The organism is Planktotalea frisia (genome assembly GCF_001890925.1).
In the GTDB taxonomy this organism is placed as follows: Bacteria; Pseudomonadota; Alphaproteobacteria; order Rhodobacterales; family Rhodobacteraceae; genus Planktotalea; species Planktotalea frisia.
Genome location: NZ_MLCB01000186.1, coordinates 18,497 through 41,475 on the forward strand (window position 1 = coordinate 18,497; position 22,979 = coordinate 41,475).

23 protein-coding genes are annotated in these 22,979 nt (G+C 53.7%); 8 read left to right on the plus strand and 15 right to left on the minus strand.

The genetic code is table 11. The features are described from left to right. Nucleotides 1–125: 125 nt before the first annotated feature. Nucleotides 126–1,127, plus strand: a complete 1,002-nt coding sequence (locus PFRI_RS17155; protein WP_072631988.1) for a nuclear transport factor 2 family protein — start codon at nt 126–128, stop codon at nt 1,125–1,127. Beyond that, complete coding sequence (locus PFRI_RS17160; protein ID WP_072631928.1) at nt 1,124–1,996, plus strand: amidohydrolase family protein; 873 nt, start codon at nt 1,124–1,126, stop codon at nt 1,994–1,996. The genes PFRI_RS17155 and PFRI_RS17160 overlap by 4 nt, the downstream gene beginning before the upstream one ends. Here PFRI_RS17160 and PFRI_RS17165 read toward each other — a convergent pair. From PFRI_RS17165 to PFRI_RS17175, 3 genes are all read right to left on the minus strand, one after another. After that, nucleotides 1,993–3,003 (minus strand): cytochrome d ubiquinol oxidase subunit II, encoded by a 1,011-nt coding sequence (locus PFRI_RS17165; protein ID WP_072631929.1) that lies wholly within the window; start codon nt 3,001–3,003, stop codon nt 1,993–1,995. The genes PFRI_RS17160 and PFRI_RS17165 overlap by 4 nt on opposite strands. Before the next feature lie 2 nt (nt 3,004–3,005). Continuing rightward, nucleotides 3,006–4,394: a cytochrome ubiquinol oxidase subunit I gene (locus PFRI_RS17170; RefSeq protein ID WP_072631930.1), complete on the minus strand. Its 1,389-nt coding sequence runs from the start codon at nt 4,392–4,394 to the stop codon at nt 3,006–3,008. 153 nt (nt 4,395–4,547) lie between these two features. Continuing rightward, on the minus strand, nt 4,548–5,258 hold the full coding sequence (locus tag PFRI_RS17175; RefSeq protein ID WP_072631931.1) for a type 1 glutamine amidotransferase: 711 nt from the start codon (nt 5,256–5,258) through the stop codon (nt 4,548–4,550). A gap of 69 nt (nt 5,259–5,327) precedes the next feature. Between PFRI_RS17175 and PFRI_RS17180 the strand changes: the two genes are divergently transcribed. After that, nucleotides 5,328–6,587 (plus strand): cytochrome P450, encoded by a 1,260-nt coding sequence (locus PFRI_RS17180; protein WP_072631932.1) that lies wholly within the window; start codon nt 5,328–5,330, stop codon nt 6,585–6,587. A gap of 14 nt (nt 6,588–6,601) precedes the next feature. Next, nucleotides 6,602–7,891: a type I glutamate--ammonia ligase gene (locus tag PFRI_RS17185; protein ID WP_072631933.1), complete on the plus strand. Its 1,290-nt coding sequence runs from the start codon at nt 6,602–6,604 to the stop codon at nt 7,889–7,891. Here PFRI_RS17185 and PFRI_RS17190 read toward each other — a convergent pair. Both PFRI_RS17190 and PFRI_RS17195 read right to left on the minus strand, forming a co-directional pair. After that, on the minus strand, nt 7,888–9,213 hold the full coding sequence (locus tag PFRI_RS17190; protein WP_072631934.1) for an ABC1 kinase family protein: 1,326 nt from the start codon (nt 9,211–9,213) through the stop codon (nt 7,888–7,890). The two genes, PFRI_RS17185 and PFRI_RS17190, sit on opposite strands and share 4 nt — an antisense overlap. A gap of 37 nt (nt 9,214–9,250) precedes the next feature. Next, on the minus strand, nt 9,251–9,685 hold the full coding sequence (locus PFRI_RS17195; RefSeq protein ID WP_072631935.1) for a MarR family winged helix-turn-helix transcriptional regulator: 435 nt from the start codon (nt 9,683–9,685) through the stop codon (nt 9,251–9,253). Between the two features lie 89 nt (nt 9,686–9,774). Between PFRI_RS17195 and PFRI_RS17200 the strand changes: the two genes are divergently transcribed. From PFRI_RS17200 to maiA, 3 genes are read left to right on the plus strand one after another with little or no spacing between them, the layout of a single operon-like run. Then, nucleotides 9,775–11,400 carry an FAD-dependent oxidoreductase gene (locus PFRI_RS17200; protein ID WP_072631936.1) on the plus strand — a complete coding sequence of 542 codons (1,626 nt, stop codon included), beginning with the start codon at nt 9,775–9,777 and terminating at the stop codon, nt 11,398–11,400. Beyond that, nucleotides 11,400–11,582: a DUF2783 domain-containing protein gene (locus tag PFRI_RS17205; RefSeq protein WP_072631937.1), complete on the plus strand. Its 183-nt coding sequence runs from the start codon at nt 11,400–11,402 to the stop codon at nt 11,580–11,582. The genes PFRI_RS17200 and PFRI_RS17205 overlap by 1 nt, the downstream gene beginning before the upstream one ends. Further along, nucleotides 11,579–12,199 carry a maleylacetoacetate isomerase gene (gene maiA, locus PFRI_RS17210; RefSeq protein ID WP_072631938.1) on the plus strand — a complete coding sequence of 207 codons (621 nt, stop codon included), beginning with the start codon at nt 11,579–11,581 and terminating at the stop codon, nt 12,197–12,199. The genes PFRI_RS17205 and maiA overlap by 4 nt, the downstream gene beginning before the upstream one ends. On the opposite strand, the gene PFRI_RS17215 is transcribed toward maiA, so the two are convergent. Continuing rightward, on the minus strand, nt 12,196–13,353 hold the full coding sequence (locus PFRI_RS17215) for a phytanoyl-CoA dioxygenase family protein (RefSeq protein ID WP_072631939.1): 1,158 nt from the start codon (nt 13,351–13,353) through the stop codon (nt 12,196–12,198). The two genes, maiA and PFRI_RS17215, sit on opposite strands and share 4 nt — an antisense overlap. Before the next feature lie 111 nt (nt 13,354–13,464). On the opposite strand from PFRI_RS17215, the gene PFRI_RS17220 reads away from it, so the two are divergent. Next, a complete protein-coding gene (locus PFRI_RS17220; RefSeq protein ID WP_084649746.1) occupies nt 13,465–14,391 on the plus strand; it encodes a Kelch repeat-containing protein in 927 nt (308 codons plus the stop codon). A 6-nt stretch (nt 14,392–14,397) separates the two neighbouring features. Here PFRI_RS17220 and ccoS read toward each other — a convergent pair whose 3' ends face one another. From ccoS to fnrL, 9 genes are all read right to left on the minus strand, one after another. After that, nucleotides 14,398–14,535 (minus strand): cbb3-type cytochrome oxidase assembly protein CcoS, encoded by a 138-nt coding sequence (gene ccoS, locus PFRI_RS17225; RefSeq protein WP_072631940.1) that lies wholly within the window; start codon nt 14,533–14,535, stop codon nt 14,398–14,400. Next, nucleotides 14,532–16,649, minus strand: coding sequence for a heavy metal translocating P-type ATPase (locus PFRI_RS17230; RefSeq protein ID WP_072631941.1), 2,118 nt, complete (start codon nt 16,647–16,649; stop codon nt 14,532–14,534). The genes ccoS and PFRI_RS17230 overlap by 4 nt, the downstream gene beginning before the upstream one ends. Continuing rightward, entirely contained in the window at nt 16,646–17,095 is a 450-nt protein-coding gene (locus PFRI_RS17235; RefSeq protein ID WP_072631942.1) for a FixH family protein, read from the minus strand. Before PFRI_RS17235 ends, PFRI_RS17230 begins: the two co-directional genes overlap by 4 nt. Further along, the gene (gene ccoG, locus PFRI_RS17240; protein WP_072631943.1) at nt 17,092–18,522 is read right to left on the minus strand and encodes a cytochrome c oxidase accessory protein CcoG; all 1,431 of its coding nucleotides are present in this window, start codon (nt 18,520–18,522) and stop codon (nt 17,092–17,094) included. The genes PFRI_RS17235 and ccoG overlap by 4 nt, the downstream gene beginning before the upstream one ends. A 154-nt stretch (nt 18,523–18,676) precedes the next feature. Continuing rightward, a complete protein-coding gene (gene ccoP / locus PFRI_RS17245) occupies nt 18,677–19,540 on the minus strand; it encodes a cytochrome-c oxidase, cbb3-type subunit III (RefSeq protein WP_072631944.1) in 864 nt (287 codons plus the stop codon). A 5-nt stretch (nt 19,541–19,545) separates the two neighbouring features. Then, nucleotides 19,546–19,770, minus strand: a complete 225-nt coding sequence (locus PFRI_RS17250) for a CcoQ/FixQ family Cbb3-type cytochrome c oxidase assembly chaperone (RefSeq protein WP_072631945.1) — start codon at nt 19,768–19,770, stop codon at nt 19,546–19,548. A gap of 9 nt (nt 19,771–19,779) precedes the next feature. Next, nucleotides 19,780–20,505, minus strand: a complete 726-nt coding sequence (ccoO, locus tag PFRI_RS17255) for a cytochrome-c oxidase, cbb3-type subunit II (protein WP_072631946.1) — start codon at nt 20,503–20,505, stop codon at nt 19,780–19,782. Between the two features lie 12 nt (nt 20,506–20,517). Then, nucleotides 20,518–22,119, minus strand: coding sequence for a cytochrome-c oxidase, cbb3-type subunit I (gene ccoN / locus PFRI_RS17260; protein ID WP_072631947.1), 1,602 nt, complete (start codon nt 22,117–22,119; stop codon nt 20,518–20,520). Nucleotides 22,120–22,238: 119 nt separating this feature from the next. Then, a complete protein-coding gene (fnrL, locus tag PFRI_RS17265; protein WP_420541334.1) occupies nt 22,239–22,976 on the minus strand; it encodes a transcriptional regulator FnrL in 738 nt (245 codons plus the stop codon). Nucleotides 22,977–22,979 lie beyond the last annotated feature (3 nt).

Here is a 22,979-nt window from a genome sequence, read left to right on the forward strand (position 1 = left end):
GAGACCATACTCAAGCCTTGCTGTAAAAGAAAAGCGGAACCTTTTGAGCATGACGGTTTCGCGCTTGCATACGAATGCAACATAAATCAAACCTCTTAGAACAGCTGCCTGAACGGATCAAAACGATGTCCCAATTTCAATCAGAAAAACGCTTGATTTTAGATTATTACGCCGCGCTTGATGCTGCAGATGGCGACGCAATCGTAGATATTTTACGAAGCTATACCGCGAACGCCTACACTTGGCGCGCATTTCATCCGTTCCATTTGCAAACTGACGTACATGAAATCTCACGTCTGTTTTGGCAGCCTTTCCGATACGCCATAACGCGCATGCAACGGCGTATGGATGTTTTATTCGCAGGTACCAATTTTATGGGTGATGACGGCTCTGTCTGGGTCTGCTCCATGGGGCATTTGATGGGACTTTTTGATGCGCCTTGGCTCGGCATTCAGCCCACACAAAAGATGGTGATGCTGCGCTACGCAGAGTTCCATAAGGTCGTGGATGGCAAGATCGCTGAGACCGCCTTTTACTTCGACATCCCGCATCTGATGATGCAGGCGGGCTATTCTCCGTTCAAGAGCCAGACAGCTGCACATATGGTGCAACCAGGTCCTGCCCCCCATGATGCACTTTTGTTTGATGATGCTGACCCCGCCGAGGGGCAAAAGACAATGACTTGCATAAACGCAATGATCAGCGACTTGGGGACTTGGCAAAAAGGTTTGCCACTTGAGGAAGAGCTCGCGTTGACGTGGCATGATGACATGATCTGGTGGGGCCCAGCAGGGATCGGCGCGACCTACACGATTGAACGCTACGCCAAGCAGCATTCTGGTCCGTTTCGCGCAGCATTTAGTGATCGTTCCGGCACGGGTCACATCGCACGGATCGCGGAGGGTCATTATAGCGGGTTCTTTGGGTGGCCGAACTTCAAAGCCAGGCCAACAGGTGGTTTCTTGGGGCTGCCACCAAGCGATAAGAGCTGCGAATTTCGCGTGATCGACATTTATCGACGCGAAGGCGATAAACTGAAGGAGAACTGGATTTTCATCGATTTACTGCATTTTTTCAATCAGTTGGACGTGGACATTCTGGGCGAGCTGAAAGGGCCAACGACATGAGCTTTATTGACGCGCATCATCATCTTTGGGATCTCAAAACGGTAGATTATCCTTGGCTCAATGCTTCGGGTGTTGAGCGATTTTTCGGCAATCCGGCCCCTATTCAACGCAACTATTTGCTCGATGAGTTTAGCGGCAGTGCGCGTTTGCAAGGGTTCACAAAGTCCGTGCATATCCAGGTCGGTGCAGCGGATGCTTGGGAAGAAGCGCGTTGGGTTCAGAGCATTGCGGACGCAAATCCTGAGTGGCCGATGGCACAGGTGGTGTTTTGTGATTTGACCGCACCTGACCTAAACGCACAACTGGATCGGTTCCAGACGCTATCCACCGTACGCGGCGTGCGACAAATCATCGGGCGCGCTCCCAGCGAAGATGCGCAGACGGGGACTAACGAACTGCTCGGATCCGATGCGTTTTTGCAAGGGCTGAAACTTGCAGGTGCGCGCGGGCTGTCCTTTGATTTGCAGCTTATCCCAGAATTGATGCCCGCGATGAGCGAGATTGCAAAAGCTGCGAGCGAAACGCAGATTGCCTTGTGCCACGCCGGCTCACCCCATGATCGCTCTTCTGAAGGTTTGAAATCATATGCGAAGGCCCTTGAGGGGCTATCAAATCTCGATAATGTCACTTGCAAGCTCTCGGGTCTTGGAATGTTTGATCACGGATGGACCGTTGAAAGCATGCGCCCTGTCGTAGAAATTTGCCTCGAGCAGTTTGGTTCAACGCGCTGTATGTTCGGGTCTAACTTTCCCGTGGACATGCTCTATTCAGACTATGATCGCCTCGCGCAGAGCTACTTTGAGATCATCCCAGAAAGTCTGCACAACGATGTGTTTGAAAACACCGCTGCGCAGTTCTATCAGCTCTAATCGTAGCGCAGTTCCATCGCCTTGCCGCGGAAAATGTAGTAAGATAGCACTGTGTAGCCAATGATCGCAGGCAGCACGAAAAGCGTGCCGAGCAAGATGATGAACAAGCTCTCCGGTGCCGACGCAGATTCGTAGATGGTTAATTTGTCCGGCACCACATAGGGGTAGAACGAATATGCCATGCCCGTGTAGGCCAAGGTGAACAAAGCGGTCGCGGCTGCAAAAGGTGTCCACGAATAGCGGTCATTCTCAAACGGCATGCGGCGGAGTTGGATCCAGAGGAATACGACCAACACGCCTGAGAGAATTGGCAGCGGCGACAGATAAAGTATCTCAGGAAAGCTGAACCATTTATCAAAGATCCGCGTGCTTACAAAAGGAGTCGCGAGTGAGATAGAGCCAATCCCAAGGATCAGCCCCCACATCCCGCCTTTGGCCCAACGCACGGAATGCAATTGCAGAGCACCGTCCGTCTTCCAGATCAGCCAAACTGCGCCGATAAAACTGTACCCAACGGTTAAGAAAACAGCTGTAAGCAACGCAAAACCAACATGCGGTAGCGTCCATGTCAGGCCCATCACATACATGCCGAGCATGAAGCCTTGGCTGAGAGAAGCCATCAAAGAGCCCGCAAAGAATGCGCCATTCCAAAGGGGCTTCTGCGCAATAGGGGCTTTCGCGCGCATCTCGAACGAAACACCGCGCAGAATGAGGCCAACTAGCATGATGAACACAGGCAAGTAGAGCGCCGTAAGGATCAAACCGTGCGCAGGTGGGAACGCGACGAGCAACAAACCAATCGCCAAAACCAGCCATGTCTCGTTGGCATCCCAAAACGGCCCGATCGAGGCAACGAGACGGTCTTTCTCATCATCTTCGGCCAAGGGCATCAGCAAGCCAACGCCCAAATCAAACCCATCTAGAACAACGTAAATCAAGATCGACAAGCCCATGAGCGAAGCAAAGGTCCAAGGCAGCCAGACGGCGGGGTCTCCGAAAAAGTCCATGTTCATTTCCCCGGCTGCAAGACTGGCACATCAGTCGTCCCACCGCGCGGGTACTGGCGGCTCGTGAGCGGCTCGCCTCGTGTCGCCCTGCGCGCGAGGTAAGTGATGACGCCCATATATGCGATGATCAGTGAGGCGTAGATCACCAAATAGCCGATGAGCGTACTCAAAACCATGCCAGCAGGCACATCGCTTACCGCGTCTTTAGTTGACAAGACACCTTGTACGAGCCATGGCTGACGCCCGATCTCGGTAGTGTACCAGCCTGCCAATGTGGCGATCCATCCACTGAAACTCATCGCGCTGAAAGCAATCAACGGAAGTTTCGGCATATTTCCTGCGCCATATTTGCGCAACATCACCACTCCTGCCCAAGAGAGCAACAGCATCGCAACACCTGTTCCGATCATAATGCGGAAACTAAAGAAGACCGCAGAGACGCGAGGGTGCATGATTGTGCCATCTTCTTCCACGAAGTCGTTAAGGCCCGGAACCACACCGTCTGCTTTGTGTTTCAGGATATAAGATGCGCCATTAGGGATCGAAATTTCAAAGTGATTAGTGCGATTTTCCTGATCTGGGATGGCGAATAAAACGAGTGGCACGTTAGAACGTGTCTCCCAGTTTCCCTCCATCGCGGCGACTTTGGCGGGCTGATATTCCAGCGTGTTCAAGCCGTGCATGTCACCTGCAAGGATTTGTAACGGGATCAAGCCAGCAGCTGCAATGATGCCTACGCGCAGTGCAGATTTCACGTCTTCACCCTTGTCCCCCCATAGCATTCTGAGAGCGGAAATACCTGCGATCAAGAACGCGACGGTTAGGCCTGAGGCAAGCATCATGTGCACAAAACGATATGGCATCGATGGGTTAAACACGATTTCAAACCAGTTGGTTGCATGCACGACACCGTCGATCAGCTCGTAGCCCTGCGGGGTGTGCATCCATGAGTTCAAAACGATAATCCAGAAGGTCGACATGGTCGTGCCAAACGCCACCAAGAAGGTCGCGAGCGTGTGCACCCATGACTTCACTTTGGACGCACCGAACAGCATAATCCCGAGGAAAACCGCCTCTAGGAAAAAGGCCGTCATGATCTCGTAGGCGAGCAATGGCCCCGCAACATTACCAACGGTTTCCATGAAACCCGGCCAGTTTGTACCAAATTGAAAAGACATAGTGATGCCAGAGACGACACCCATCGCGAAGGAAAGCGCAAAGACCTTCACCCAGAACATGTAGGCATCCATCCATTTGCGATCCCCCGTCGCGCTGAAGCGCAACTTGAAGAACAGAAGCATCCAGCCCAAAGCGATCGTAATCGTCGGGAAGAGGATGTGAAATGAGATGTTTGCACCGAACTGGATGCGAGAGAGCAGAAGCGTGTCCACCGAGTTTACTCCGTTTTCAAAACCAAGTTTATTGTCTTGGTAGAGAGGTAGTGTGGAAACGCCGCGAACAATGCGTCTGCGACAATCTGCGCCCAGCGTTTTGACACGCTTAAGGGCACCAGATTAATCAAACGTGAAGTTAAAAAGCTAATGCTATGTTTTGTGCGTCTCAAAGAACCGCGCGATGCTCTGTCCATAGGTCTGCGTATCAGCTTTCACCAACATCGATGCACGCGCGGCATCACCGACACCGACAGGCAGTTTGGGCGCATATTCCTCGATCAAAGCACTCATAAAAGCATGGCTCATCTCTGGATGATTTTGCGTCGTGAAGACCTTATTTTCAATGTGAAACCCTGTGATCGCGCAGGCCTCTGATACGCTCAGAATCTCTGCGCCATCAGGTAAACCCGTCACCGCCTCAACGTGCGCGGCGTATTGCGCGAAGGGGCTAGGAAGCTGCGACATCCAAGCGACCTGTTTGCACACCTCAGAATGCGCAACACCAAAGACCCAACCTGCTGGATTTGCCTCGACCGTTCCACCTAGTGCGAGTGCAATCGCTTGATGACCGTAACATGCGCCAAACATCGGAATGCGCGCGGCGTAAATCTCGCGGATCAGATCGAGCAACCGTGCAACCCATGGATCAGTGTCATGCACCGACGCGGGACTACCGGTGATCATAACACCATCAAACGCATCAATGTCATCGGGGAACACATCGTCCTTTACCGAAAACGAAGTCACCTGCCATTCCGGGCGCACCAAATGGACCAAATCCGCAAACTTCTCGCCATCTTTCGGATGCCTTTGTGCAAATTCACTTTCATCCGTGTTGGTCATCAAAACCGCGAGCTGCATGAAAGGGCTTTCCTTTTGAAGTCATCTATTTATGGTTTTGAAACCTAGAGCAAAACCAAGGCCAACGAAATGACGATCTGGACGCCCACTGACGATGGATTTGCTGACCTGACCAGCCACGACACGTTTATGAATGGCGCGCCGCACAACACCTTCGCACGGTTGCGCCGCGATGACCCTGTAAGTTGGACAGAATGGGGCGGTGGTAAAGGGTTTTGGTCGATTACGCGTTACGACGACATTCTAGAAATGAACCGCAACACAAAAGTGTTTTCTTCGGCCCAAGGCATCCGGATGGAGGATCAAAGTTACGAGGAATACCTCGCACGGCGCACCTTTCAAGAGACCGATCCGCCCGAGCATATGCAAATGCGGATCAAACTGGCGAAGGCGTTTTCCAAAGGGGTCATTGAGCAATTTGAAGAGGATCTGCGCGCGATCAGCACTGATATTCTCGACGAGGTTCTGCAAAACGAAAGCTTTGATGCAACCAAGACCATCGCGCGCGAATTGCCAATGCGCATGCTGGGCCGCATCCTTGGAACACCCGACGAGGACCTACCATGGCTCGTAGAAAAGGGCGACGCGTTGATCGCCAATACGGACCCTGATTTCACCGCTCATGTGATGGACAAAATGAGCACGGATGAATTTCGCATGATGCCGTTCAACTCGCCCGCTGGTGCAGAGCTATATGCCTACGCCAAGGATCTGATGGAGAAGAAAAACGCCAGCGGCGAAACCGACGGCATCCTGCATTTGATCTTGCAACCCAGCCCCGATGGCAGCGTGATTTCCGAGACCGAATTTCGCAACTTCTTTTGCCTGCTTGTAGCCGCTGGCAATGACACAACGCGCTACTCTATCTCGGCAGGCATGCAGGCGATGTGCCATCAGCCCGAACTGCTTGGCCAAATGAAAGAGGGCGGCGCGATTTGGGACACGATGGCAGATGAAGTCATTCGTTGGGCCACGCCCGCGCTCTATTTTCGTCGCACCGCCACGCAAGACCATGAGATGCACGGCAAAACCATCCGCGAGGGCGACAAGGTGCTCTACTGGTTCGCCTCTGGCAATCGCGACGAGAGCTATTTCACCGACCCTATGCGCGTTGATCTGATGCGCAATCCGAACAAGCATCTCGCCTTTGGCTTGGGCGGCCCGCATCTGTGCCTTGGCATGTGGCTTGCGCGTTTAGAGGTCACCGTTTTGTTTCAGGAACTCAGCAAACGCATCAGCCATATAGAAGCTGATGGAGATCAAAAATTCCTCCGCTCGAACTTTGTTGGTGGGATCAAATCATTACCAGTGCGCATCAAGCGCGCCTGACAGGGAGAGACGACATGAAAGATAGATTGCGCGCGGTGTTTTGTGATCACCTGAGCATTATGCGGGGCAAATACCTGCCAAATTCCAAGATCGGCGACCATGACACGCGCTTTTGTCAATCCACCTTTGGCGTGCACTACGACAAGGATCTGCTGCCCTCTCCCGGTTCCATGATGATGGAAGGTCTCCCAGATATGGAGCTGCGCTGGAGCGCAGATGACATCCGTCCTTGCTGGGAAAATGGCACGCAAATCGTGCTGGGCGATCTTTACGACGCCGCTGGCACGCCTTTGGCGATGTGTCCCCGCGGTGCGTTGAAACGCGCAGTTGCAGCTTGGGAAGCGAAAGGGCTAACCCCAAAAGTCGGGATCGAGTTAGAGGCATTTGCCTTTATCCACAACGACGAGGGCAAACTGGTTCCCTACGACAGCCTTGGCGGCGTGGTCTATGGAACAGGTCCGTTCACCGATCCGCGAGGTTTCAACGATGCAATCTGGGATGTGGCCGAAGAGCTTGGCTTCAAGCTCGACATGATCACAGCAGAATATGACAGCCCTCAATTCGAATATACGCTCACTTTTGATGACGCGCTGAGCGCTGTCGATGACATCATTCTCTTTCGTCAAATGGCGCGCGAAGTGGCGTTGAGCGAAGGGGTGATCCTCAGCTTTATGCCAAAACCAATCGTCGAAGCAGGTGGTTGCGGGATGCACATCAACTTCTCCTTCACAGACAAGGACGGCAACAACGCTGTCGCGTCTGGCGACAAAGGTGGGCCAGATCACTTAAACGATCTCGCACGCGGCTGCCTTGCGGGGCTTTTGCATCATCACAAGGGGCTTGCGGGTTTGATTGCGCCCACGGCGAACTCTTATGATCGTTTGCAGCCTGCCTCCCTTTCAGGTCACTGGCAAAACTGGGGCGGCGATCACCGTAATGTCACCACACGCGTCAGCACAGAGGGCGGTGCAAAGGCGCGGCTAGAGCACCGTATGGCGGATGCTTCGTCTAATCCCTATACAGCTGTCGCTGCGGTCTTGCAGGCAGCTTTGCTTGGGTTTGAGAACGGCTATGAGTTGCAGGCGATGGAAACCGGTGACGGGTTTGAGCAAACGGATGCTACCGTCGGCGCGGCCTCTGATCTCGCTGGTGCGATCGCGGATTTGAGCAGCGATACGGTGCTGTCAGCGGCTGTTGGCCAAGGCCTTGTGGACAACCATGTCTTCATGAAAGAGGCGGAGGTCGAAAAGACCAAAGACCTCACGCCAGAGCAGTTGCGCGATTTCTACATCTTTTACATCTAAGCCACTGATCGCTCGATCAACTTTTTAAGATCAACCTGCGCGCCAAGGCGATTGGCGAGCAGGAACATACCGCCAAATTTGCGCTGTAAAAGCAGAACATCGATTCCCAAAGGCGGTGGAATAAAACCGTCATTGGCCAGCTTCATCCCCATGTCTTGCATTTTTGCTTGAAGCTTGCCGTCTGTAAAGTCGTAGCTTTCTGACTGCGTGATTGCATCGAAAACCAACTCGATCATTGCTGTAATCTGCGCTTTGTGCGTGTCCTTTGTTTCGCCGGTAAAGAAGCCGATCTTCTGTACGATTGCTTGCAAAGCATCAATGTCGCGTCTTAACCCAGCTCTGAACAAGTCGCGATACTGCGCGACGATCTCTGATCCGATCTCTTGTGTCGCGCCGAAATCCAGAAGCACAACTTTTTGAGTAGCTTCGTCGTAGAGATAATTTGCGAAATTAGGATCTGTCTGCATCACACCAAAACTGAACAACTCTTCGAGTGTGAGCGTGATCAGTGTCGACGCGATCTCGTTGCGTGCGTCTTGCGACAAATGCGTTGTTCTTTCGATGTCTGTGCCTGCAACATAACTCATACAAAGCACCTGCGACGTGCTCCATTCTTCAATCAGTTCCGGCAACGTGAAGTTCGGACGCCCAGACAGCAGCTCGTAGAAGCGGCTCAAATACCGCGCTTCACGCTCGTAGTCCGTCTCCTGATGCAGTTGTTTGCGTGCTTCTTCCATATATGGTGCAAGCTCAAAACCTTTTGGCATCAGGCCCGACATTTTGATCAACGCACCTACATTGGCGACATCACTATCAATGCTTTTCGCCACACCAGGATATTGTACTTTGATCGCCAGAACGCGCCCGTCTTTTAGAGCCGCGCGGTGCACTTGACCGATGGAGGCAGCCGCGATGGGATGAATATCAAAGCTTTTGAAACTCTTTAGCCAGCCATGGCCCCATTCAGCGTTCAGCACTTGCTTGAGCTGCGCGGCAGGCATGAAATGCGCGTCATTGCGCAAACGGGCCATGATCTGCGTCAATTCAGGGGGCAACACATCGCCTGTATCCATGGAAACAAGCTGCCCGATCTTCATCGCCGCCCCGCGCATTTGCGCAAGTTGCTCAGTGATGCGGGTGATATTCTTTGGTGTGAGAAGCAAATCGCGCATTGTTGGCCGTTTTGCTTGCACCAATTGTGACAAGCCGCCCAACGCCATGTTGCCCGCAACTCCGGCGGTCATCGCGCTTAGTCCCCCTAGACGCGATAACCGCTTTTCAGGAATGCGCAGGGCGCGGGAGGATGTCGGCTCTCTGCTCATCAATGATGAGTTAGCTCATGGCCCGCCCTTTACAACTTTAAAAACCAGCAATCTGACGCAAGCATCGGCGCAAAACATCTTGGTCGGCTTGCGAAATGTGGCTGACAAGATCTTTATCGAAACGCGCAGCTTCGCGGCTCAAATCTGCATAAGCGCTTTGGCCCGCACGCGTCAGGCTCAGCTCTTCATGGCGACGATCATCTTCTAGCGCGGTGCGCGTCAGAAACCGTTTCCGTTCCAGCGCAGCAACACTTCGCGACACTTTTGTTTTGTGAATACGCGCGCGTTCGCAAATCTCTTTTGCGGTCATTTTCCCGTAGCGCCCGAGGTGAAACAACACACGCCATTCTGTGCGCAGCATACCGTAGCGGTCTTTATAATATCTCTGGAAATCAAGGCTCGACGCATCGGCTGCTTGATTAAGGAGATAGGGCAGGAAATCCTGCAAATCAAATTTGCTATTGTTGGCCATCTGACCAAATTAGCCGTTGTTAGTTACATAAACAACTAATATTTCTGCACAAACTGGAACGGTAGTATTGCTTACAGAGAGTGCTAAACATGGTCGCAGTAAGATACGAAACAGCTTTCAAGCTATACCCTTATGAAAAAGTCGCGGCCCAAACAGGTGCCGTGCAGCGACACCCTGTCGTCATCGTCGGCGGCGGGCCTGTTGGCCTCGCGCTTGCGCTTGATCTTGGGAAAAAGGGCACCCCTGCCCTCGTGCTGGACGATCATGATGGCGCGGGTTTAGGCAGCAAGGCGATCTGTTTCGCCAAGCGCACGCTTGATATCGCGTCCCGACTAGGCGCGAGCGCGTCAATGGTCGACAAAGGCGTGGTTTGGAACGTTGGCAAGGTTTTTCACGGTGACGGCAATCTCTTTAAATTCGATTTGCTTCCCGAAAGTGGCCATCGCAATCCAGCGTTCATCAATCTTCAGCAACCCTACTTTGAGCGGTTCCTCGTCGATGAAATCCGCAATGCGCAAAATGCCGGCGCACCCATCGAAATTCGCGGGCGCAACAGCGTCTCGTCGATGACTCAGCATAGCGATTACACATCGCTCGACATTGAAACGCCAGACGGGCCTTATCAGCTTGAAGCGGACTATCTGATCGCCTGTGACGGCGCGCGCTCTAGCATTCGCGACATGATGGGCCTGTCTTTTGATGGGCGTGTGTTCGAGGACAACTTCCTGATCGCAGACGTGGAAATGAAGGCTGATTTCCCGACTGAGCGTTGGTTCTGGTTCGAACCTCCCTTCAAAAACAGCGGACAATCCGCACTTTTGCACAAACAGCCCGACGATATTTGGCGCATTGATTTTCAACTGGGCTGGGACATTGATCGCGACAAAGAGCTTGATCCCGAGCGCATTCGTGCACGCGTTGACGCCATGCTTTCGAGCCAAGCAGGCAGCGTGCCAGAATATGAACTGCATTGGACTTCGATCTACACGTTCCAATGCCGCCGCATGGATACATTTCGCCACGGCTCTGTTTTGTTTGCAGGCGATAGTGCGCATCAAGTGTCACCGTTCGGTGCACGCGGGGCCAATTCCGGCGTGCAGGACGCGGAGAACCTCGCGTGGAAATTAGACCTCGTCCTCAAAGGGTTGGCGGATGACAGCTTGCTCGACACATATGCAACCGAACGTGAATTTGGCGCAGATGAGAACATTCTAAATTCTTCGCGCGCGACAGATTTTATGACGCCGAAATCCAAGGTTTCCAAGACCTTCCGCAATGCGGTTCTCGACCTTGCTGGGCGTCACGCCTTTGCGCGTCCTATCGTCAATTCCGGTCGCCTTTCTGTGCCTTGTACCTATGATGGTTTTGACCTTTTCGGCCCTGATGCCCTCAGCGGTCCCAAAGTCACGCGTCCCGGTGCCACCTGCCCGGATGCGCCTGTCAAAGAGGGCTATCTGCTGGATCATTTGAACAGCGGGTTTCACATTCTAAGCATTGGCGAAGACGCATCAAAGCCTGTCACGTCCAATGGGATCACTGCAAATGTCGTCCAGATTTGCACGCCTTCTGAGGAATTACGCACGCGTTATCTTGGCGATGAACCTCAGGCCGTTTATCTCATCCGACCCGATCAACATGTGGTTGCGCGTTGGCCTTCTTTCGATGAAAAGGCAGTCGCAGACGCACTAAGTAATTCTATCGGAAAGGGCGCATAATGTCATTGATCCTAGAGCCCAACATCCCTGATCCGGATGGCTTTTACGATGAACTTTTGCGTGCGCACGAAGGGCTGACAGACGACGAGAGCGAAGCTTTCAATGCGCGGTTGATCCTGACGCTGTGCAATCACATCGGGGATCGCGAGATCCTGCGCGCGGCTTTGGAGGCTGCAAAATGAGCGAAACTGTTCTTTGGGATTATCCGAAATCCTCGGCCAGCTATCGTCTTCGCATTGCTTTGAATTTAGCAGGTTTGGAGTACCGCTTAGAAACTGTTGATCTTCTCACTGGCGCGCATCGCTCGGACGCTCACCTTGCTCGCAATCCCCAAGGATTTGTGCCTGTCCTTGATATCGACGGGCATCGCTTCACTCAGTCTTTGGCGATCCTCGATTATCTCGACGCGACGCGCGATATGGGACTGTTGCCAAGCGAGCCTGCGGATCGCGCTAAGGTCACGGCGCTCGCGCATTGTATCGCTGTGGATCTACATCCTGTTTGCAATCTGTCGGTCATGCGCCACGCGACAGGCGGCGAAGAGCCAGTTCGCACCGAGTGGATGAGACATTTCATTCGGCCCGGTTTGGAAGCTTTCGAAGTTCTGCTCGCCGGCTTTGAGCAAACCCCATTCGCCACAGGTTCCACCCCTAATCTCGCAGATATTTGCTTGATCCCACAGCTCTATAACGCCAATCGTTGGGGTGTTGAGTACAGCGATCTCTCTCGGATCACAGCAATTGAGAAAGCCTGCGCCGCGCACGACGCTTTCAAAGCGGCGCATCCCGATATGGTTTAAATCTGCTGCTTTGCCGCCATTGCATCAAGCGTGGCGTTAAAGTCAGTGGGCGCAATCCCCTCTCGCAGCGCACGTGCGAAATAAGCCTGCTGCGTTTCCGGCGCGAGACCACCAACAGGCGGATCGCTATCTAGGTTGGTTGGAAACGAATACCCCTCCGCGGTCGATGCGATCGCCGCATTCAATTCCGACGCAGAGAGCTTTGTTGCAACCGCGTGCGGATATACCAGTTTGCACATTTTGCGCCGATCAATCGCTTCTAGCGCGCGGCCAAACGCCGATGAAACTTGCAACAAGTTGGCAAAGCGGTGGATGTCCGCGCTGCTATTTGCACCAGCCGCGTGAAAAATTGCCGGATTGAAAAACAGCGCATCGCCCTTTTCCAAAGCGAGTTGAACGAAGCGTGCGTCAAACTCTTCGCGAAACGCATCAAGTCGCCACGCGGCATAACCTGGGCGGTAAGCTTGCGAAAACGGCAACAGCTTGGTCGGCCCGCTCTCAATCGGCATGTCGCAATGAGCGATCGCACCTTGAAGGGTCAAAACAGGCGAAAGATCATGCACATGCGCTGGATACTGCACTGCAATATCTGCCGTTTGAAACCCCAAATGATAGTCGCGGTGCGCCTGCTGTGCAGCGCCGCCCGGATACACCAAATTGACTTGCGCGGTCATTTGATAGTTCGGCCCAAGCCAAGCTTCGCTTGCGGCGGCGATGGCGGTATTGGCAAAATATCGCAAGAAAACCTCTGGATTTGCTTCGCATAGTTTTTGCAAAGCATTCCAAACACGGTCATTCGAACCAGCTGCTGCGAAATGATCACTTCCGCCACCTGAACTGCGTTTTTCATCCGCGATGATTTGCTCATAAATTGCGGTCGCTTCGTCGAGAACGCGCGTGTCGTCATAGGCTTTGCGAAGAACAATTGCGCCAGCACTTTTCAGCATCACGTGCGCCCATTCAGCCATGATACTTTTACGGGTTTCGAGATCCTCAAGCAAAGGGCGAAGCCGCACCATGTCGTAGATCGGAATGTTCTTTTGCACGTCATCCGCATGAGGCACCATCGCCGGATCAAGCGTTTGAGAGATCAGCGTTTTGAATTCATCCAAGTCGCAAGTGTTCGCTTCAAAATAGCCCGTTTCGTTTTGCATTTCCGATCCCCCAATCTCGTTAAAGCTAACACTAGAAAAGAAACTGATCCCTTGCAAAGTGTTACCACGCGGCTTTAACGTTTCTGATCACAAACGCAAAAGGAACAGTGCATGGCTGGATGGGTCACACTCGATTGTGACGGCGCACCGCATTGTCGCCATGAGAACGGATTTGCATGCTTTGAGGGCAAGTTTTATCTGTTTGGTGGGCGGCGCGTTCAACCTATCGACATCTTTGATCCACAGACCAACACTTGGACCCATGGCAGCCCACCGCCCAAGGAAATCCATCACTTTCAGCCCGTCATTGTTGGCGCTCAGATTTGGTTGCTTGGCACAATGACTGGGATCTTCCCGCGTGAAACACCGCTGGAGACGGTGTTTATTTATAAGCCGGGGACAGATCGTTGGCTAGAAGGCCCCGAGATTCCAAAGTCTCGTCGGCGCGGTGCATCTGGCTGCGCTTTGCACAGCGACGGTTGGATTTATGTGGTTGGCGGCATTGTAGAGGGTCATCATGCGGATACGCAGGCGTGGTTTGATCGGATTCAACCTGAAACGGGAGAATGGCAGATCTTGCCTGATGCGCCCAACAAACGCGACCATGCGCCCTGCGCAATCGTGGACGAAAAGCTCTATTTCTTTGGCGGGCGCGAAACAGGTCGGCACAACGGCACAGATTACAACGCGCTGTTCTTTGCAACAATTGGCGATGTGGATGTCTTTGATTTCGCAACACATACTTGGTCGGTCCATGCCCAGCCTTTACCCATTGAAACCGCAGCAGGCGGCACAGGCGTGCTTGGGGGCAAAATTCACTACGTTGGCGGAGAAGCAGGTCGCATGGAAGCATTCACAGAGATGCAAATCTTTGATCCTGACGCCGGAACTTGGAGCATGGGTGCGCCGCTCAATCGCGCGCGCCATGGGACGAATTGCTGTGTGCACGACGACAAACTCTGGATCGCAGCCGGTAGCGGCGCGCGCGGGGGCGAACCTGAACTTACCAGCATCGAAGTCATCGCAATCAAGGACTAAAGCCCTTTAATCGTCGAGCAGTATGCGCGCGGCATTCCCTTGCTCATCGTCATATTGATCGCTGCGTACCGTGTAGATAAACGCCCAAAGCCCGATACCGCCAAGGATAAGCGAGACGGGAATTAAGATAACAAGAACATTCATTCTGCGAACCTGATCCGTTGGGAATTGAGAAGAACTGTGATGGACGAGAGCGACATTGCCAAGGCTGCCGCCAGCGGTGTGGCAAAGCCAGCCAACGCAATCGGTATCGCGATGGCGTTATAAACCGCCGCAATCGCAAAGTTTTGTTTGGACAAGCGGCTGGCAAGTTTGGCGATTTTCAACAGTAGGGGTAGCTGAGCAAAGCTGTCTTTCAAAATGACGATGTCTGACGCTGATCTTGAGGCGTCAAGCGCTGTTGCAGGGGCGATCGATGCATGTGCAGCTGCGAGTGCTGCCGTATCGTTCAAGCCATCGCCAACCATCAAAACATGCTCGCACGCCTCTGTAAGTCCGTTAAGATAAGCGAGCTTTTCATCTGGGCGGACGTTTGCGCGCACAGGTAAGGAAAGCAGTTTGGCAAATGCTTTCGCAGGACGTTCCGCATCGCCTGTGACGATCTCGCACGGCATGTTGAGCGCTTCTATCGCCTCGGCACATCCTTCACGCGGGGTTTCTGTCGCTTTGATCGCCAGAGCCTGCTCATCGCCGACTTTGAGACCCAAATCTGTGAAGGATGCACCCAGCCATGCACCACGCCCAAGCCGCACGGTTTTACCGTGCCACTCGGCTTGCACACCTTCACCTGCGCTCTCTTTTATAGCGGAAACCTGAGCGGCACTGACGTCACCAAGAGCGAGAACAAGCGCGCGCGACATCGGGTGGTTGGAGGCTTGCGCAAGCGCCTTGGTGACCGAGCGATCCGTCTCGGACATCTCGGCCGGGAGAATAACTGAGGGCTGGCTGAGCGTGCCGGTCTTGTCAAACACCACGCGTGTGACTTCGGCCAAGCGCTCTAATGCGGTGGCGTGTTTCACCAGATAACCCATGCTGAACAAACGGCTGATCGCCGCTGTTGAAACAGCCGGAACAGCCAAGCCAAGCGCGCAAGGGCAAGTGATGATCAAGACCGCAATGGCTACATTCAACGCATGTCGCATATCGCCTGTTGCAATCACCCAACCCAAGAAAGCGCCGAGCGCGAGCAAGTGAACCGCAGGCGCGTAAATCTGCGCGGCTTTATCTGCGAGCGCGGTGTAGCGATTGCGGCTGTTCTCGGCGGTTTCAACCAACTCGGCCATGCGGCGTAGCGATGTGTCGTTGCCCACAGCCGTCGCGCGCATAGTGATAGGTGCCGCGACATTGATCTCGCCCGCGTGCAAAATTGCCTCGGCTTTGATGTCGATTGCCTCAGACTCACCGGTCAAAAGCGAACGATCCATAAGCGCGTGATCAGAGATGAGATACCCGTCAACGGGAATGCGCGCGCCTGTCGGGATCAATACTTCATCCCCGATGGACAGGTCTGCCACACGCACTGTTTCGACAAGATCGCCCATGATTTTTTGCGCGTGCTGCACTTCGAGCGCTGTCAATTCCTTGGCTGCAGAGCGCGCGGCACTGCGGGTGCAATGATCCATGTAGCGACCAATCAGCAGGAAGAACGTCAGCGACAAAGCCGCGTCAAAATAGGCGTGTGAGCCGCCTTGTAGCGTCTCATACAAAGACATGGCAGCCGCGAGAATAATCGCGAGCGAGATTGGCACATCCATGTTCAACCGCTTCACGCGCAGCGCACGCCATGCGTTCTGAAAGAACGGCTGGCCGGAATACGCAACGACAGGCAAAGCAATCATCGCCGAAATCAGATGGAACAAATCACGCGTCGCATCAGTCGCGCCAGACCAAACCGCGACAGACAAAAGCATCACGTTCATCATTGCAAAACCTGCGACGGCCATACGCATCAGCAAGCTGCGCCCCACCACATCCTGCGCTTTGTTGAGCGATTCCAGATCGAGCGGGTAAGCCTCATAACCAAGATCGCTGAGCGCCGTTTCGATAAGCATCGGATCAACTTGACCGACGACTGTAAGGCGTTTGAGCGAAAGATTCACGCGCACGGAAATGATGCCATTGAGCGCGCCAAGTCCGCGCTCGATCTTGCCAATACAGGCTGCGCAGTGGATCGTTGGCAAGGAAAACATCAAGCCCGGCGCAAGGTTCATATCCTCAATATCAGGAATTCCAGCGCAGGCGGGGCAAACGGCTGTCATGACAAGACCTTAACAATAATGCGTTGTTGAAAGAGCGTTCCATCGCGCGCGCGCGCTTTGAGCCGCAGGTTCCAGTTGCCCTCCCCTGCGATCACATCCGCGCGCAGTGCTTCGCCGTCGAATTTGAAGTCGGGCGTTTCATCATAGGCGACGTTCGTGGCACGTCCAAACGTGGCTGAAAGAATTTCCGGTGATAACGCAACACCGCCTTTGATAATTTTGAGCGTCAGAACATGTCCTTCAAGCTGCGCAGAGACGTCCCACCCCAGCGCAAGTTGCGCTGTGCGATCGTCATCAAACGACTGGCTGGCCACATAAGAGTTCTTTACCTCCAAGCCGGGGAAAGTCGCGACAGCCTTGTAGGCCAGCGTCAAGTTGACTGCGATAATGATGCTAAATGCGCCCGCGAAACCGGCAAAAACATGCCATCCTTTAATTTCGGTCATTTGCTTTCCCTTCCGTTAAAAATCGTTGATTGGCTGGCTTTGTCTTCGTTGCCGAGGTCTTCGACCCAGAGACGCAGATCCGTGCGCGCAAGACTCGCCGCCGGATCTTGTGGACGTGCTGTGACGTAGACACGCTGCAAAACAGTGGTGTCTGCGGGGGCCGTAAAGGACAGCAGGTTATCGCGGCCCCCAAGCTCAATTCGCAGGTTTTCGTCACTCGTTAGGCTTAGATGGAACTCACGCTCCTCGCCCAGTTTGTTGCGCAGACGCACATCATAGATGTTGCGGATAGAGCCATCTGATTGCAGCACATAGGTCGGATTGCGCACAGGGCTGACGGTCATTTCAATATCGCTGCGCACAAAGAGCGCGTAGACCAGACCAACGCCAATCAGCATCCAAACAGCCGTGTAAAGCATCGTGCGTGCACGCAAGATATGGCTCATCAGTTTTTTTGGGGCCGCGCCTGCGCGCTCTGCCTCTTCATCGGACAAAGCGATATAGTCGATCAAGCCGCGCGGCTTGCCAATTCTCGCCATCACATCATCGCACGCATCAATGCACAGCGCGCATGTGATGCACTCCATCTGTTGGCCGTCGCGGATGTCGATCCCTACAGGGCACACATTCACGCAGGCCATGCAATCGATGCAGTCCCCTTGCGGCGCGCCCGCTTTGACGGCCTCGGAATTCTTGCGGTCTTCGCCGCGCCATTCGCGGTAGGCCACAGTGATCGTATCGGGGTCCATCATCGCCGCTTGGATACGCGGCCAAGGGCACATGTAGATGCACACTTGCTCGCGCATGAAACCACCGAACACAAAGGTCGTCGCGGTTAGAATGGCGATTGTCAGGTAAGCGGCGGGATGCGCGCTGAACGTTAAAAAATTGCTCAGCAACGTCGGTGCATCTGCGAAATAAAATACCCACGCGCCGCCAGTCGCCACAGCAATAAACAACCACACGATCCATTTGGTCAGGCGCAAACGCCACTTGCGCAGCGTCCATTTGCCGTTCCAAAGACGCACACGCGCGTTGCGATCCCCTTCGATCCAGCGTTCCACCAAGATGAACAAATCGGTCCAAACTGTTTGCGGACAAGCGTAGCCGCACCAAACACGACCCAAGGCAGATGTGAAAAGAAACAGACCCAAGCCAGCCATGATCAAAAGGCCCGCAACAAAGTAAAACTCGTGCGACCAGATTTCGATCCAGAAGAAATAAAAACGGCGGTTTGCCATGTCGATCAGGACCGCTTGATCTGGCAGGCTTGGACCCCGGTCCCATCGCAGCCATGGCGTCAGATAGTAGATCCCAAGCGTAACGGCCATGATCCACCATTTGAACGTACGAAAGAACCCTTTGACCTTACGGGGAAAAATAGGTTCTTGTGGGGCATATAGTGCAGGTGGTGTATCTGAAGACATAGCTTTGGTTTCCTGTTCGCACTCTCACCCTAACGCGGTGTGAGTCCCTCTGCTTTGATCTGAATCAAAAAGCCCCAAGACGACACGTTTTGCGAACAGGGTCATCTTGGGGCCAAAGATCTACCAGCGGTACGCTAGCGATCTTATGGTTGGGTCACTCGCCACCACCGAGCGCATGCACATAGGCCGAAACCGCACGCACATCTTCCTCGGAGAGGCGTTGACCCCACGCTGGCATCACACCAAAGCGCGCGTTAACAATCGTGTAGGTCAAGCTTTCGCGATCCCCACCATAGAGCCAAATTGCATCCGCGAGGTTGGGCGCACCCTGGTCTTGGTCTCCAAGCGCTGCATCCCCGTGACAAGAGGCACAATTCTCAGCGAACAATTCAGACCCCGTCGCGGCCAAAGCGGCGTCGAACTCGGTGTTAGAGAGCGAGACGACATACTCGACCGTCGCTGCAATCTCGTCCTTTTCGAGCTGATCCCCAAAGGCAGGCATCTGGGACCAATGCGCGTCGTCATCGGTATCGTTGCGGATACCATGGCGGACGGTGTAGGCAATCTGCGCGATTTCACCGCCCCAAAGCCAGTCATTGTCCAGCAGGTTGGGATAGCCGGTCGCACCCGCAGCACCAGAGCCGTGACATTGCGAACATTGCGCGCGAAATACCGCGCCACCGCGTGCAATCGCGTAGCGGTTCAGGTCTGCATTGTCACTCAGCGTGTCCATATCAGTTTGCACAAGTGCTGCGACGAGCTCTGCGTTCTGACCTTCATGTTCTTTGATATCTTGCGCAACATTGCCGCGCGTTGACCATCCAAGCACACCCGTCGTTGCGCCCGAAATCATCGGCCAAGCGGGATATGCGATGGAGTATCCAACGCCCCAAATTATGCACAGATAGAGCGTCCAAAGCCACCAACGCGGCAAGGGGTTGTTCAGCTCTTCGATGCCGTCCCAGTTATGTCCAGTGGTTTCGACGCCGGTTTCGCTATCGACTTTACGATCAGCCATATCCGTTATCCTTTCAGCTCAAGGGTTGGGGTGGAACATGCGCAACTCTCGCATGTCCCTGAGCATGTTTTTTGATCCTTGCTATCCCGCAATGGGATCATGCTTGCGTCCACCCGCGCTGCATTTTGACTGGGTAAGAAGGCCCAGATGGCCGCACCAATGAAGAAGCAGAACATCCCCAGAAGCACCCAGCTGTCGGCAATTTCTCTTAGGAGTGAATAGGTTTCCATGTCAGCCTCCTATCGGCTTGCGTCTGGTGTGAACGTGGAGAAATCGACCATCGTGCCAAGCACTTGTAAGTAAGCGATCAACGCGTCCATTTCGGTCAATTCAGGCTGTCCATCGAAGTTGGACACAGCCGCGCCGGGATAGCGCTCAACGAGACCGTCCCAGTCTTCATCCGGATCTGCTTGCACTTTGAAATCAGCAGAGGCCGAAGCGATCATATCGTCCGTGTAAGGCACACCCACGAAACGGTGCGTCTTGAGCAACGCCTCAATGTGTTCACCATCAATGCGCGCATCTGCGAGGAAGGCGTATTTGGGCATAATGCTTTCGGGAACAACCGATTGCGGGTCCATCAAGTGATCGACGTGCCACGCATCAGAGTAGCGCCCACCCACACGCGCCACGTCAGGGCCCGTGCGTTTTGAGCCCCACTGATGCGGGTGATCGTATTTGGATTCCGCAGCTAGTGAGTAGTGACCATAGCGCTCCACTTCGTCGCGCATGGGTCGGATCATCTGGCTGTGGCAGACGTAGCATCCCTCGCGGATATAGATGTCGCGACCTGTCAGCTCCAAAGGAGAATAAGGTCGGACCCCTTCCACATCCTCAATCGTGTTTTCGAGCCAGAACAAAGGCGCGATTTCCACGATCCCACCGATTGTGACGACGAGCAATGAAGCGGTCAAAAGCAAAGTCGGGCTTTTTTCCAGGATGGCGTGTTTATCAAGAAAGGCCATTGTGTGCGCTCCTTATTCGGCTGGAATTGCGTAAGGGAGGGATGTGGTGGCCGGCTTGGCACCGCGGATTGTCATCCACATGTTCCAAACCATGACCAGCGAACCGCTCAGGAAGAGGACCCCGCCCAAACCGCGCACCACATACATGGGGAACTTGGCTGAGACTGTGTCGGCGAAAGAGTTCACAAGGAAACCTTGGTCATCCACTTCGCGCCACATCAGGCCTTCCATGATACCGGTCACCCACATGGACGCCGCATAGAGAACGATCCCCAGTGTCGCGAGCCAGAAGTGCCAGTTGATCGCACTCTCGGAATACATCTTCTGGCGGCCCCAGAGTTTTGGCGTCAGGAAGTAGATGCAGGCAAAGGTGATCATACCGTTCCAGCCAAGTGCACCAGAGTGTACGTGACCAATGGTCCAGTCCGTGTAGTGGCTGAGCGAATTCACAGCGCGGATCGACATCATCGGACCCTCGAATGTGGACATGCCGTAGAAACCAAGGGACAGAACAAACATCCGCATGATCGGATCAGTGCGCAGCTTGTCCCATGCGCCTTGCAGCGTCATCAGACCGTTGATCATACCACCCCAGCTCGGCATCCAAAGGATGATCGAAAAGACCATGCCAAGCGTTGACGCCCAATCGGGCAGAGCCGTGTAGTGCAAGTGGTGTGGACCTGCCCAGATATAGAGGAAAATCAGCGCCCAGAAGTGAATGATCGACAGTTTATAGCTGTAAACCGGACGACCCGCCTGCTTGGGCACAAAGTAGTACATCATACCAAGGAAACCCGCAGTCAGGAAAAAGCCAACGGCGTTGTGACCATACCACCACTGAGTCATCGCATCTTGCACGCCGCTAAAGACTTGCACAGATTTACTGCCCCAGATGCTGACTGGAATGCTGAGATTATTGATCACGTGCAGCATTGCGACCGTGATGATGAAGCTTAGGAAGAACCAGTTTGCCACGTATATGTGGCGCTCTTTACGCTTGTAGATCGTTCCCAAAAACACCGCGAGATAGGCGAGCCAAACGACTGTAAGCCACAGGTCCACGTACCACTCGGGTTCGGCGTATTCTTTGGATTGAGTTGCACCAAGCAGATAACCTGTTGCGGCCAGAACGATGAACAACTGGTAGCCCCAAAAGACGAACCAAGCGGTGTTTCCGCCCCATAGACGCACCGCGCTGGTGCGCTGCACAACGTAGAAAGAGGTAGCAATCAGAGCATTACCGCCGAACGCGAAAATCACTGCACTTGTGTGCAGCGGGCGCAAACGGCCAAAATTCCCAAAGGGTTGCGCCCAATCAAAATTCAACGACGGAAAGGCCAGCTGAAACGCGATGAACGTCCCGACCAGAAAGCCTGTCACGCCCCAGAAAGCTGTGGCGATGACGCCTGCGCGGATCACACCGTCTTCGAAGATGCCGGTTGGCGCTGCGATAATCGGCTCATCGGTGTTGCGTAGAACGCGGATGAACATGACGAAAGCAATCACCATGATTATTAATGCATGAATCTGGTAAGCCAGATCATGTGCCCAACTGGCAGCCAAGGCGGCTAGCAGCGTGATCCCTCCTAAAAGGATGAGCTTGACGTAATTCATAAAATGTCCCTCACGGTTGGTCGAGCACCCCAAGGACGCTCCTGTTCGCAAGGATAAATTATGTGAATGTTGGCCGTGGTTCTTTGATCTGTGTCAAATGCCTGCGGAAAGTGGCACGATTAGATGATCATACCACCGTCTGCATCATCCCCTGTCGCGTCGCGAAGGGCTGCAACGTTCAGAACTTCCAGCTCTTTTCGGCCAGAAAACCCAATGATACCGTCCTTTTTCATCGCATTCAGCTGACGGCTGACTGTTTCCAAAGTAAGGCCCAGAAAATTTGCAATTTGGTCACGCGTCATCGGAAGATTGACCGAAATTTGCGCTTTCACCATGTCCACTTCGCTACGGCGCGCAAGCAACTCCAAGAAAGTCGCGATCTTCTCGCGCGCGGTTTTGCGGCCCAAAAGAATCATCCAGTCACGCGCTGCATCCAACTCATCGAGCGCCATTTCCATCAAACGCTGCGCCACATGCGGTGTGTCGATCACAAGCTTTTCAAACGGCTTACGCTCGAAGCGGCAAAGGGTCAGGTCGGTTGTTGCGACAACATCAAACTCGACATGCGTACGCCCGGGACGACCAATGAAATCAGATGGCAACAAAAGGCCAACCATCTGCGTGCGCCCGTCCTCCATGGTCTTGGACAAGCTCGCGACCCCTGCAACCACAGAGGCAACAAATTCCATAGGTTCGCCGCGCCACAAGATCGTTTCACCCGCAGAATAGGTTTTGTACGATTTCATGCGCTCAAGCATCAAAAGCTCTTCGCCTTCACAACGAGAACACACGGCGCGATGACGTATAGGGCACTCTCCGCATTTTTCTGCGGATAAGTCTAATTTCGACATTTTGATCTA